This window comes from Sulfobacillus thermotolerans, assembly GCF_039623705.1.
GTDB lineage: Bacteria > Bacillota > Sulfobacillia > Sulfobacillales > Sulfobacillaceae > Sulfobacillus > Sulfobacillus thermotolerans.
The window spans coordinates 2818229-2831170 of sequence record NZ_CP133983.1 but is presented as its reverse complement, the minus strand read 5'-3'; the positions used below and the strand labels follow the sequence as shown (position 1 = coordinate 2831170).

General features: G+C 53.0%; 14 protein-coding genes and 2 pseudogenes. All 16 read right to left on the bottom strand.

Annotated elements, in window-relative coordinates; all coding sequences use genetic code 11:
- Positions 1–84: 84 nt before the first annotated feature.
- Entirely contained in the window at positions 85–561 is a 477-nt protein-coding gene (locus tag ORD20_RS14865; RefSeq protein ID WP_103375474.1) for a hypothetical protein, read from the bottom strand.
- 62 nt (positions 562–623) lie between these two features.
- A complete protein-coding gene (locus ORD20_RS14860) occupies positions 624–884 on the bottom strand; it encodes a YlmC/YmxH family sporulation protein (RefSeq protein ID WP_103375473.1) in 261 nt (86 codons plus the stop codon).
- A 23-nt stretch (positions 885–907) separates the two neighbouring features.
- Positions 908–2158 carry a M16 family metallopeptidase gene (locus tag ORD20_RS14855; RefSeq protein WP_103375472.1) on the bottom strand — a complete coding sequence of 417 codons (1251 nt, stop codon included), beginning with the start codon at positions 2156–2158 and terminating at the stop codon, positions 908–910.
- A gap of 142 nt (positions 2159–2300) precedes the next feature.
- Positions 2301–3047 (bottom strand): polysaccharide deacetylase family protein, encoded by a 747-nt coding sequence (locus tag ORD20_RS14850; protein ID WP_103375471.1) that lies wholly within the window; start codon positions 3045–3047, stop codon positions 2301–2303.
- A gap of 59 nt (positions 3048–3106) precedes the next feature.
- The gene (locus tag ORD20_RS14845) at positions 3107–3937 is read right to left on the bottom strand and encodes a deoxyribonuclease IV (protein WP_103375470.1); all 831 of its coding nucleotides are present in this window, start codon (positions 3935–3937) and stop codon (positions 3107–3109) included.
- On the bottom strand, positions 3934–6135 hold the full coding sequence (pnp, locus tag ORD20_RS14840) for a polyribonucleotide nucleotidyltransferase (RefSeq protein WP_103375469.1): 2202 nt from the start codon (positions 6133–6135) through the stop codon (positions 3934–3936). The genes ORD20_RS14845 and pnp overlap by 4 nt, the downstream gene beginning before the upstream one ends.
- A gap of 84 nt (positions 6136–6219) precedes the next feature.
- On the bottom strand, positions 6220–6489 hold the full coding sequence (gene rpsO / locus ORD20_RS14835; RefSeq protein WP_103375468.1) for a 30S ribosomal protein S15: 270 nt from the start codon (positions 6487–6489) through the stop codon (positions 6220–6222).
- 25 nt (positions 6490–6514) lie between these two features.
- Positions 6515–6718 (bottom strand): hypothetical protein, encoded by a 204-nt coding sequence (locus ORD20_RS14830; RefSeq protein WP_103375467.1) that lies wholly within the window; start codon positions 6716–6718, stop codon positions 6515–6517.
- A 45-nt stretch (positions 6719–6763) separates the two neighbouring features.
- Entirely contained in the window at positions 6764–7690 is a 927-nt protein-coding gene (ribF, locus tag ORD20_RS14825; RefSeq protein WP_103375466.1) for a riboflavin biosynthesis protein RibF, read from the bottom strand.
- The gene (gene truB / locus ORD20_RS14820; RefSeq protein WP_103375465.1) at positions 7690–8571 is read right to left on the bottom strand and encodes a tRNA pseudouridine(55) synthase TruB; all 882 of its coding nucleotides are present in this window, start codon (positions 8569–8571) and stop codon (positions 7690–7692) included. Before truB ends, ribF begins: the two co-directional genes overlap by 1 nt.
- Positions 8572–8584: 13 nt before the next feature.
- Positions 8585–8932, bottom strand: a complete 348-nt coding sequence (gene rbfA / locus ORD20_RS14815) for a 30S ribosome-binding factor RbfA (RefSeq protein WP_103375464.1) — start codon at positions 8930–8932, stop codon at positions 8585–8587.
- A 16-nt stretch (positions 8933–8948) separates the two neighbouring features.
- Positions 8949–10229: pseudogene (infB, locus tag ORD20_RS14810) on the bottom strand (translation initiation factor IF-2); the annotation flags it as partial.
- The gene (locus ORD20_RS14805; RefSeq protein ID WP_430626730.1) at positions 10198–11199 is read right to left on the bottom strand and encodes a hypothetical protein; all 1002 of its coding nucleotides are present in this window, start codon (positions 11197–11199) and stop codon (positions 10198–10200) included. The pseudogene infB and the gene ORD20_RS14805, both read right to left, overlap by 32 nt.
- 88 nt (positions 11200–11287) lie before the next feature.
- A pseudogene (locus tag ORD20_RS14800) lies at positions 11288–11539 on the bottom strand (L7Ae/L30e/S12e/Gadd45 family ribosomal protein); the annotation flags it as partial.
- Positions 11532–11810, bottom strand: coding sequence for an RNase P modulator RnpM (gene rnpM, locus ORD20_RS14795; RefSeq protein WP_103375461.1), 279 nt, complete (start codon positions 11808–11810; stop codon positions 11532–11534). The gene rnpM and the pseudogene ORD20_RS14800, both read right to left, overlap by 8 nt.
- The gene (gene nusA / locus ORD20_RS14790; RefSeq protein ID WP_103375533.1) at positions 11810–12859 is read right to left on the bottom strand and encodes a transcription termination factor NusA; all 1050 of its coding nucleotides are present in this window, start codon (positions 12857–12859) and stop codon (positions 11810–11812) included. The genes rnpM and nusA overlap by 1 nt, the downstream gene beginning before the upstream one ends.
- Positions 12860–12942 lie beyond the last annotated feature (83 nt).

Genomic DNA, 12942 nt, shown 5'->3' with positions numbered 1-12942 from the left:
CTCGCTATGCGCAATCGGATGAGACACTAGTGGTTTTCTGTTCGTTAGACCAAAGGTCCGTACACAGCCGGACCTTAAAGAGAATTAGTGGACGTGAATGTCCGTGGCTCCATGTTCTTCAAAAAGGTGCTGGGCTTTATCGACTTCCGGTGCATCAGAGCGCACCATCAACAAGACATCACCCTCTTTAAGACGCTTCTCATAGCCATGACTCTCGTTGCTGGGAATGCCATAATCCACAAGGGCTCCAGCTACCCCGCCTGCAACAGCTCCAGTTAGCGTGGCCGCTAACGGGCCGGCGGCAATAATCGGGCCAACACCCGGAATCGCTAAGGCTCCAACTCCTGCTAACAGACCCGTGATACCTCCGAGCGTGCCGCCCCAACCAATCCCATTCCCTAAGTTATGCATACCGTCACCCGGGTGACCTTCTCGAACATGCCCTTCGTGTCGTGCCACCAACGAAATATCCTTTTCTGGCACACCCCGGTCTTTTAGCACAGAGACCGTCTCTTCAGCATCATGGTGATTTTTAAAGGCACCGACGACTGTCTTCTTCATCTCAATCCCTCCTTTTCAAATGACCGGAGTTAGTATGCCCGGACATTGAAAGGAACTCAGGGTTAATTTTCTCCAAATTCCGTGGGTTGTGCAGATTCATCGAGATCAACGATCATAACTTCTGGCCCAATGCGGCGAATAACCCGCCAAGGAATTACCGTCGTCCGACCTTGACGGACCAACCGTCCACGCGGAGGCACTAAAATCGAAAAAATGGCTCCACTTGTGGGATCAATTTCCAAATCGGTATCCCCTAAAGGCCCTAACCGTTCACCATTGGTTAAGTTGATAATTTCTTTGGAAGCCAGTTCACTAAAACGCATAAGGCATTCCTCCTTAGAAGACATTATGCGTGTAACGCAGTCTGTAGCACTCGTTCCAATCCTTGGACTGGCCCGCATGCCGCCACAGCCCACGGTCTTACAGCCAAGATCTCGCGCGAGACTCGCATAATTTGCTCGCAACTCACTTGCTCTAGACGCGACAAGCGGGCTTTGGGGTCTAACGGAGAGGCTCCGCAAACGGCATAAGCGCCGAGTCGCGCCATGCGTCCATCAGGTGTTTCCATGGTGAATGCCATCGCGGTTTCCGCTTGGGTCAGAGCCCATGCCCGTTCCTCCTCCGTGGGCCCATATTCCAATAAATTCATAACCTCTTGAGTGGCTGCCTCCAATGCTTGCGGCACCGATTGTGGACTCATTGCCATATAAATGGACAACTCTCCCCAATCCTTCATCGCACTATAAGAGGCCGAGACGGTATACACGAGACCTTCGTCTTCCCGCAATCGCTGCCATAACCGGGACGAATTCTGGCCTCCCAAAATAGTTGACAAGACCAAAGCCGCGTCATGGTCCGCATCAAACATTCGTGGAGCAGGAACCCCCATCGTAACATGCACTTGCTCTCCAGGACGTGACAATATTTCTATGTGAGGACCAATCTTCGGGCCCAAACGTACCGGGGTGATACTGGGGCCTAAAGGGTGCGGCCACCGCAAGGATTCAGCCAAGACCTTCAACTCTTCGACGCCTTCCCCACTGAGGACTAACGTGATATTGTCGGGATGATAAAATTTTCGGTGAAAGTTTTTTAGTTGTTCAGCGTTTAACTGACGTAAGCTACGCCGACTCCCCAAAATATCATGATGAAATTGTTCATCGGGGTAGAGTGCAGCCATATAGAGTTCGGTAGCGCGGTCTTCGAGATCATCTTCGGCTTCCAGCAACTCTTCTAAAATCACTTGGCGCTCTTTCCCAATATCGTCTTCGCGCAACCAGGGTTCGCTGACCATGGCCCACAGAAGTTCCAACGCATCCGCCGCTTTTGACGCCAAGACCTTGGCATAAAAGACGGTATAATCCCGCGTCGTAAAGGCATTGATTTCCCCGCCTAGACGATCTTGAATATTGGCGATATCGCGAGCCGACCATGACCGTGCGCCCTTAAAGACCGCGTGCTCAAGGAAATGCGCCGCCCCAAATAACTCAGGGTTCTCATCCCGCGAACCGACATGGACGTAAAAAGCTATTGCGGTTGTGCCCAATGAACCATAGTCATCCCATGCTAACGTCAAACCCGATGACAATGGAGTCAAGTAATTGATATCGCTTCTCCTGCCTTTCCACTGCCCCAGATCCTCATGACAGCGCTTAAATTTCCGGTTATCCTTATACGAAGCTCATTCCCTCGTTCGTTATCATCCTACAGACTTCACATCTAGGTACTTTACCACACCATTAACCATCGCCGACAGGGGTCCCCATTTTTAAAAGCGCAGAGACCGTCACTAAATTGTATCCTTGACTCTTTAATCCCTCTATAATAAGAGGCAAAGCTTTAACCGTGCGGTCCGTTGGATGCATGAGAACAATGGCCCCAGGGCGGGCTTTGGCCAGAACCTTATTCACCATATAAGGCACGGAGGACGACGGGCGCCAATCAATCGTGTCAATCGTCCACATCACCAACGGCATATGCAATAACGACGTCGCCTTTAACACCGCGCCGCCAAGTTCTCCATAAGGAGGAGCATACACGGCAGGAGTCACCCCCACAAGCTGGTGAACTATCTCATTTGTCTTTTGGATATCTGCGACATTCTCGCTTACGGACATCGCAGCCGGATGTCCATGTGCCCAGCCATGGTTGCCTACTTGCATGCCGTCTTTCACAATCTGTTCGAGCACTGTCGGATTCTTCTTAGCCCATACTCCCCCCACCATGAAGGTCGCTTTGACATGGGCAGCTGTCAGCGCTTGCAGCAATTGCGGCACGTATTGTGTTCCCCACACCACATTGATGGTTAAAGCCATGGCCCGTTGTGTTGTGACAACTCGGTACACAGGTCCTGGCTCTAAATTCTCCGTTGTCGGCACAGGTGCCGTGGCCGGTGAATGAAAGATCGCGACACTAGCTAAAAACAACAAGAAAAGGGCAACTACTTTGGTTGCTGGTGATCTTAAGGAAATGACTTTAATCCACATCGTGCTCTCCCTCCTTCCTTGTCCTATGTGGACAGCCAAAGAGGTAGAACAATGGGCATCTAAAGGAGCTGTTCAATCTGCCATAGATCGTGCTCACGAGCCTCTACGGTCGAACCAGGCGTTTCGAGAATAAGAGGCCATGAACGGTCGCGTGCCTCTCTGAGCAACGCCTTAAGCGCGGGTAATCCGAGATGTCCGGTTAGTAAATGTGCATGGCGGTCGCGGTGGGAACCCACGGGATAGGCATTGTCGTTAAGATGCACACCCCGAACCCGGTTAAGGCCCACCCCCCGCTCCACCGCGCCAAGAAACCGCGTCACATCTTCAGTGGTGTGCAGGGGAAACCCCGCTGCCATGGCATGTGCGGTATCTAACAGAATCCCGACACGGCGTATTCGTCCCAAATGGCGAAACAATTCATGGAGTTCATCAAAGGTACTGCCCAATTCGCGGCCCTGTCCTGCCGTATTTTCCATCAAAATGATACCCGGACGCGTCAACATGTAACGGAGCGTGCCGGCCAGTATTTCTAGTCCTGCTGCCTTAGCCTCATCTCCAATGCCTTGGCAATGACCTGGATGCAACACCAAAAAGTCTCCATGCAACCGCTTGACGCGAACCATTTCTTCTGCCAAGACCGCTCGGGCTCGTTCCTGCATTGTGGGATCAGTGGCTGCCGGATTCACAAAATACGGCGCATGAACAAAAAACGGGCGGATGTGGGCCTGTTCCAACCAGGCCGATACCGTCCCCGTTTTGGGCAATTCTTTACTTTGTCCACCAACCGGACTACGACTAAACACTTGTAACACGGAGAGACCGCGTTCAGACGCCTCCATAATGGCTGTCTTCAGACCACGCGTGGTGGACAGTTGTGCGCCAAGTTTCACCGTCCCGAATCACGCCGTGGACCCGAGTGCGCAGAAGGTCGATGACTTGCCCCGCGCTCCCGGTCTTGTGCTGGCCGCGGTTTTGGCGGCTCGTATCCTTCAGGCACTGGCATGGTGTCTTTATGCGAAAGGTTAATGCGTCCCGCGCTATCTATTTCGATTACCTTCACCGTGAGCATATCTCCGACGTTAACCACATCTTCGACTTTGTTGACGCGTTGATAGGCGAGCTGGGAGATGTGCACAAGCCCCTCTTTCCCCGGTAAAAGCTCCACAAAGGCCCCAAAATTCATCAAACGCGTTACTCGCCCGGTAAACACTTCACCGACCTGAACAGTGCGTGTCAAGTCTTCAATCATTTGCTGAACCTTGCGTCCCACTTCTTCGTTGAGCGCAGCAATATAGATCGTCCCATCATCTTGAATATCGATATCCACCTTCTTGTCCCCCACTTTGGTGGCCTCGATAATTTTGTTGATGGTCTTTCCGCCGGGTCCAATAACCTCACGGATTTTGTCTGGCTCTACCGACATCGTCAAAATGCGTGGTGCATGCAGCGAGAGATGTTTACGCGGAGTGGGAATTACCGCCTCAATTTTGTCCAGAATGAACAAACGGGCGTTGCGTGCCTTGTCCAGGGCTGTTTCTAGGATTTCGCGCGATAGTCCATGAATTTTAATGTCCATCTGAATGGCCGTAATTCCGTCGCGTGTGCCTGCCACTTTGAAATCCATGTCCCCTAAGGCATCCTCTAGCCCCTGGATGTCGGTCAAAATGGCAATCCCATCTTCATTTTTCACCAACCCCATGGCAATTCCCGCGACGGGCGCTTTGATGGGTACACCCCCATCCATAAGGGCTAAGGTGCTGCCACACACAGACGCCATCGAGCTGGATCCGTTCGACTCTAAGATATCGGAGACCAAGCGCAAGGTGTAGGGAAATTCAGACTCTGAGGGAATGACGGGTTCCAAGGCACGTCCGGCTAGTGCCCCATGACCGATGGCCCGCCGATTCGGTCCCCGCATAGGTCCCGATTCCCCAGTAGCAAAAGGCGGAAAGTTGTAGTGGTGCATATAACGGCGCGATTCCTCGGCGCTGATGCCATCGAGCATCTGCTGATCGGACAACGGCCCTAGTGTCATTGCCGTTAAAGCCTGCGTTTGGCCGCGGGTAAACAATCCGGTGCCATGTACGCGCGGTAGTACGCCCACTTCGATCGAAATGGGACGGATCTCATCAAATCCACGTCCGTCGGGTCGGATGCCGTCTTTAATAATCGCCTGCCTGACCACTTCTTTGAGAACTTTCTTGAGCGTTGCCCCAATCATCGCTTCTTGCTCTGGAAATTGTTCGAGCAAGATTTGACGCGCCTCTTTATTCACCTGCTCAATGTCCTGGCCCCGCTGCTGCTTGTCCGGATTACGCATCGCTTCTAGCAGTTTGTCATAGGCGATATCCTTCGTGGCTTGAACGAGTTCAGGACTCGGCAAAAACACCGGATATTCGGCTTTCGGTTTTCCCGCCATCTCCTGAAAGCGTTGAATGCCTTCAATAATGCGCCGAATTTCTTCATGGCCAAACCAGATAGCATCGAGCATCGTTGCCTCTGAGACAATATTGGCACTCGCCTCGATCATTAAGATCGCATCATAGGTGCCCGCAATCATTAGCTTAAGTTCGCTAACTTTTTCCTGTTCTGCGGTAGGATTAATGATAAACTGGCCACCGACATATCCGACTTGAACCGCTCCAATCGGTCCATCAAAAGGAATGTCCGACAAACTTAGAGCCGCCGATGCCCCAATCATGCCGCAGATTTCTGGCGAATGATCGTAGTCCACCGATAAAATGCTGGCAACAACATGTACTTCATTGCGAAACCCTTCCGGAAATAACGGACGAATGGGCCTATCCGTCAATCGGGCGGCCAGAATTGCCGCTTCGCTGGGCCGACCTTCGCGTTTGATGTAGCCTCCGGGAATTTTACCCACCGCATAAAGGCGTTCTTCGACATCAACGGTTAAAGGAAAAAAGTCATAATTTTCCTTTGGTTCGCGAGACGAGACGACCGTCACTAAGACGACGGTATCCCCGTACCGAACGACCACAGAGGCATTCGCTTGCCTGGCCATTTTTCCGGTTTCCAACGTCAACGTACGGCCGCCTACCAAAAAATCGGTAGTGATAGCCTCCATATGTACCCTCCTGTACAGCCTTGGGTCCGTATACGGTTCCCAGAAATCTTCTTGTGTGGTAAAAAAGAGCGGGAATGTCCCGCTCTATCGACGCAATCCCAACCGTTGTATCAAGGCATGATATCGTGCGCTGTCGGTCTTTCGCAGGTAATTCAGCAACGCGCGACGATGTCCGACCATGGTCAACAGTCCACGCCGGGAGTGATGGTCCTTTTTGTGAATCTTCAAGTGCTCGGTGAGTTCACTAATGCGCTGAGTCAACAACGCGATTTGAACTTCCGGCGACCCCGTGTCCGATTCATGCAGCCGATTAGCCGCAATGATGGCCTGCTTTTGTTGTTCCTGTAGGGCCATTCGTTCTCCCCCCTTCTCAATAGCGTTAATGCGCAGTCAAGACCGCGCCAGATTCCTCATCTTGTGCCAAGATGGAAAGCAATGCGTCTTGATAAGCCTGTACTGCCGGTTGGGAAACTCCTGCCCGCCGATAAAGCTCTTCGAGTTGACGCTGCAAGCGCTTAAACTCCCCGGTGACACAAATGGCAGACACTTTCCCCACCATTTCACGCCAGGTATCCGTTTGCATTAAGCTTCCTCCAGTCCAAAGACAGTTTATTGTATCATGACCCCGCTAAGTCAGCAACTGACGGGCTTTTTCGATATCCTTCTGAATTTGTCGAATCAATGCGTCAACACCGTCAAATTTCTGTTCAGCGCGCACATGCTCTATAAAATCAAATGATACGCGATGTCCATACCAGTCGTCTAATATTTTATCGAGCACATGAATTTCCAACACTGGTAAAGACTGTCCAAACGTCGGACGTACTCCCCAATTGGCTACCGCCGCATAACGGGAACCATCCGTTCCTCTAAGAAATCCCGCATACACTCCATAAGGAGGCATAATCTGACACGACGGAACCCCGACATTTAACGTTGGAACCCCTATGGTCCGCCCGCGTCCATCCCCATGCTGCACGGGTCCCATTACCACGAAAGGATGCCCGAGGCGTTCATTCGCTGTGCCGATTTGGCCTGCTTGAATATCTTGCCGAATCGCAGAACTTGAGACCACCTGCGCCGAGTGGTCTCCTTCCACGGGTTCAACCACATCCACGATAGTCCCATTGAGGCGTCCCCACTCGATTAACGTCTCGGCCCGGCCCGCGCCTTGCGCCCCAAATGTAAAATTAAAACCCACAACCACCGCATGCGCATTGAGCGCCGCTTTGACTTCATGGGCTAGAAAAGGAAGCGCGGGAACAGCAGCCAGCTGGCGATCAAAGGGCAGGATTTTCACAAACTCTACGCCGAATTGTTCAAGCCAGTACAGCTTTACATCCGTCGGCGTAATGAGAAAATGTTCTGGGGGCACCGGCCTTAAGACCATGGCGGGATGGGGGTCAAAGGTCAAGGCAATAATGCGCCACCCATGACCTGATGCAATGGTTTTGGCATGTTGGATCAACGCTTGGTGGCCGATATGAACACCATCAAAATTGCCAATCATCACTACACTGGGCGACGCAAATGCGTTGGCCACTATGCGCTCCATTATCGTTCACCCTTTGCGAGTACTTTGCGAAAGTGCCACGGAGGACCATCTACCACCGCCACAATCTGCTTCTCGTAGACGATGGCTGTGGGACCAGACCCTGGCAATGGTGGAATCCCCGCCACATTCCCTGACCACAGCATCGCGGCTTGATCAGCGGTGACAGGCCAAGTACTGAGGCTGAGCATCTGTGTCCCGGCTACGAGCGCGTCTTGCCATTGGTTCGGATTAGCTTCCAAGTCATCGAGACGCCATGCGTCTTGCGCAGAAAACGCCCCAACTTGCGTCCGTTCAAGCGATTCTAAAGAGGCCGCATGGCCCAGTAAAAAGCCCATGTCACGGGCTAATGCGCGAATATAGGTGCCTGAACCGACAACAGCCTCAACGTACCACCGATCGCCCACCCCGTCTAGTACCTTAATGGCCTCTATTTCGATCGGTCGCGGATCGAGCCAGACCGTTTGACCCTGTCGGACCTTATGATATGACCGCTGGCCCCCTTGCTTAAGGGCCGAGACCTGCGGGGGAAATTGCCAGATAGTCCCTGTAAGCCATGGTAAAATATTTTCTAGAGCGTGTCGATCGGGAAAAGGAGCTCCTGATTCCCCGACCACATCCCCTGCGCGGTCCCCGGTATGGGTTAAGCGTCCCAGAACAATGGCAGCCCGATAGACCTTGGGCGTTAGAACGGCCCACTCTAATAGACGGGTGAACTGTCCCAGCGCCACTGGCAATACCCCGGTCGCATCGGGATCCAATGTCCCAGCATGACCCACGTGACGTTCGTGCGTCAAACGGCGAATGCGTTGGACAACCTGATGTGACGACATGCCCGCCGGTTTATAGACGTTGAGAAATCCGTTCGCCACAGAACACTCCATTCATCCCCGCCCGTCATTCGTGACCGGGCAGGGTTTTAATGATTTCTTGAATATGCATGCTATCGACAATCGACTTGTCCAAACGAAAATCGAGCTGCGGCGCCAGCCGCAAATGCAGCCGACGCGCAATTTCCCCTCGCAGGAAAGGCGTAGCGCTCTTGAGTCCTGCAAGACTGGCCTCAGCTTCCTCTGCACTGCCCATGTGACTCACAAAAACTTTCGCCACCGACAAGTCTCGTGAGAGCTCCACGTGCGTCACGCTCACAAATCCAATACGAGGATCTTTCACATCGCGCAACAGCATCGCACCCAGTTCTTGCTGAATGGAAAGCGCGATCCGTTCTGCTCGGGCTTTGTTCACAAGCACACCCTCACTTTCAGCTGGCTTTGACCTCTTCTTCACTAAAGGCCTCAAAAATATCTCCGACCTTAATATCGTTAAATTTCTCTAGGCCAATACCACATTCAAACCCGGTAGCCACTTCCCGAACATCATCTTTGAAGCGTTTAAGAGAGGCAATATTCCCTTCATGAATGACCGCCCCGTCACGCAAGACACGCACCTTACCCGAACGCAAAATTTTCCCATCGGTGACATAGCACCCGCCAATGGCCCCGATCTTGGGAACACGGAACACTTCCCGCACTTCCGCTCTTCCCAAAATGACTTCTTGGAACTTCGGCTCGAGCATCCCGCGCAATGCCTTGTTGATATCATCAATAGCATCATAGATGACCCGGTAACTACGAATATCGACGTGTTCTTTCTCCGCGATTTGTCGGGCCTTGTTCTCTACACCAACACCAAAGCCCACAATAATAGCATTGGATGCCTGCGCCAACATGACATCGGTTTCCGTAATGGATCCAACTCCCGCATGAAGCACCCGTACGCGCACTTCGTCGTTAGACAATTTACTCACGGACTGCGCCAAGGCCTCAGCAGACCCATGCACATCGGCCTTGATAACCAAGTTGAGCTCTTTGACCGCTTCGTCTTTGAGACGCTGCAAAAAGTCATCCAACGATACTCCGCGTGCGTTGGGCTCGGACTGACGGCGAATCCGATCTTGCCGCGAATCCGCAATGCTTTTCGCTTGGCGCTCATCGGCCAAAATGACAAAATCATCGCCTGCTTCGGGCAGCTGATTGAATCCCAAAACCTCCACCGGCATAGATGGCCCTGCACTCTTCACCCGTTGCCCACGATCGTTAATTAACGCCCTCACGCGGCCATAGACGGCCCCTGCCACAAAGACATCTCCCACATTGAGCATGCCCCGCGAGACCAAAACCGTAGCCACCGGTCCCCGGCCTTTATCCAACTTTGCTTCAATAATGGTCCCTTGTGCTGCCCGCTGGCTGTTGGCTTTCAGCTCCAAAACGTCCGCTTGCAAAATCAGAGCTTCTAGTAAATTCTCGATGCCCTCACCTGTGCGCGCAGATACCGGCACCATAATGGTATCTCCACCCCACTCTTCGGCGATAAGTCCGTAATTGCTTAGTTCCGTGCGGACCTTGTCGGGATTAGCGCCCGGTAAGTCGATCTTGTTAATCGCCACGACAATCGGGACGTTCGCAGCCTTAGCATGGTTAATCGCCTCAACCGTTTGCGGCATGACACCGTCATTGGCCGCCACGACCAAAACAGCCACGTCCTAATTGGTCCGCCAGATCCTTGACCATAATGGCACTGGAAATGATAATGTGACGCTGCACCGGCGGCATGACCGTTTCTTGCTGCTTGACTTGGTTTTTTTGCGATTTCGACCGATGCTTGCTCCCGTAATTTTCGTCTTCCCACGCGTTTTTCCGGCGACCTGAGGACATAGCCGGGGTCGTACGGCGGTCCTTGTTATAAGCCCCTCGGCGATTTTGCTCCCGAGCAGGACGCGTGGGGGGGGCGGCAAGAGGAGCCCCTATCGGACGACTCGCGGGGCGCGGTCCGGTTCCTCCTGAACGGTTTGAAGAAGCCCCCGCAGGCGCTCCTCCGGGACGGCCGGAAGGACGAGGTCCCGGTCCATTGTATCCGCTCCCTTGGGGACGCGGCCCCGAAGGACGAGACGGACCGGGGCCACGCCGCTCCCCCCCACCAGCTGGCCGGTTGCCGCCGTTATATCCAGCTCCTCCAGTCCGCGTTCCCCCGGCATTGTATGACGTTTGTGGACGCGAGGTACTGGCACTTGCGGGCCGGTTGCTTGACGCGGATGCAGCGGAACGCCCATTTGCACCTTCGCGCGGCGGATAAGGTCGATTGTCTCGACCGTTCGTGGGTCGAGGCGACCGATTATCTGGTCTGGCCCCATTAGCCATGGGTTTTGCAGAGGTTGACACGTGATTTTTTTCATCATGAGATGACGACACTAGTGGCGTACCGGCCACTGTCGGTCCTTCGCTATGGGCGGGGACGCTCGGCGTGGGTTCGGTCTTTCTCACTGGTTCGCTGACTGCCGGTTCTTGCGACTTCGGTTCCGGCGGTAACTTGCCTTCCATGATGTTTTTCACGGTCTGAACCGCCTCGGGTTCCACGGTGCTCATGTGATTTTTGATATTTTCTACGTGGAGACGGTGAAGCAGGTCGATCAGACGGCGACTGTCTAGTTTCACTTCCTTGGCTAGTTCGTACACCCGTACTTTTTCTTTTTCTGTCAAAATTCATCCCCCCTGATGGCACTCCAAACTGGGCGGCTAAACGGTCGGCGATTGATTGGTCCAAAATCGCAAGTACCGCGTGCGGCCCCATTCCCATAGCCCTGCCAAGATCGGACATGGATCCGGCTTGTAAAAGAGGCACATCAAGGTTCTGGGCCCACAGGTGGTACTTGCGATAAACTGACTCGCCTGCATCCTTTGCGATAACCACGAGGCGTGCATCATGATTCGTTAATGCAATCTGCACTTGATTATGACCAGGCGCCAGCTTACCAGCACGTTTCGCCAAACCTATCCAGTTTAACCAGTTATCCACTGATGTTCTCCTTTGCGACCATTTGCCGTAGCTGGTCTACAATTTCCGAATCCAAGACCACATCGAGCGCATGCTCAAGCTTCTTACTGCGAACTGCTAAATCAAAACAATCCACCGTGGAGCAAATGTATGCCCCCCGGCCAGACACTTTCCCTTTACGGTCTACAACCACCGTTCCTGTCGGCGTTCGCACCACGCGAATCAATTCACGCTTAGGGCGCGTTGTCCGACATGCCACGCAGGTACGCATTGGGATTTTTCGCGTCTTCATTACCACAGGCCCCCACCAGATACCTGAGACTCGGATCGCAAATCCACTTTCCATCCGGTCAACTTGGCTGCTAACCGAGCATTTTGCCCTTCCTTACCAATTCCTAAAGACAATTGGTTATCTGGCACAACAACCCGCGCTGCGCGCGTATCCGGTTCTACCACGACTTCGGTCACTTGCGCAGGAGACAGCGCGTTCGCAACAAAAATGGTGGGATCCCGATCCCAACGAATAATATCAAGCTTTTCACCATGAAGTTCTTGGACAATGGCTTGCACCCGCGTACCCTTGGCCCCTACGCACGACCCAACCGGATCGATATTGGGGTCTTCAGCCCACACGGCAATTTTAGTCCGTGCCCCGGGTTCTCGAGCAATCCCCTTGATCTCCACAATGCCATCATGAATTTCCGGCACCTCGAGTTCAAATAATCGCTTAATCAACCCCGGATGGCTCCGTGAAACAAAAATTTGCGGTCCTTTGTTGGTCTTCTTCACCTCGACCACGTATAATTTCACATGTTCGTTGAGACGCAGACGTTCATTAGGAACCTGCTCGCTTGGCATCATAATCGCTTCGGTCCGGCCCAAATTAATATAGATAAGGCCCCGCTCGCTTCGTTGAATGGTCCCCGTGACAATATCGCCTTCGCGGCCCACGAATTCCTCGTAGATGAGACCACGTTCCGCTTCTCGTATCCGCTGGACGATGACTTGTTTTGCCGTTTGTGCCGCAATCCGCCCAAAGTTTTTGGGCGTCACCTCAAATTCCAAAATGTCACCCTCAATAGATCCGGGCCGTATTTCTCGCGCTTCATCAAGTCCCACTTCCAGACGATGGTCTTGCACTTCAGCCACGACTGTCTTTTGGGCCCACACTTGGGTCGCACCGCTTTCCCTGTCAATACGTACTCGGACATTTTGAGCGGAAGCAAAGTTCCTCCTGTATGCCGAAATCAATGCCGATTCTATGGCCTGAAACAGAATTTCCTTGTCTATACCCTTTTCTCGCTCGAGATCGTCAAGAGCACCTAGCAGCTCCGCGTTCACACCAAACATCCCCCCTCAAAGGAGCCTTAGCCCCTGTCAAGCGAAAAGAGTGGGAAGCTCCCACTCCAAGTCCGGTCCGAGAC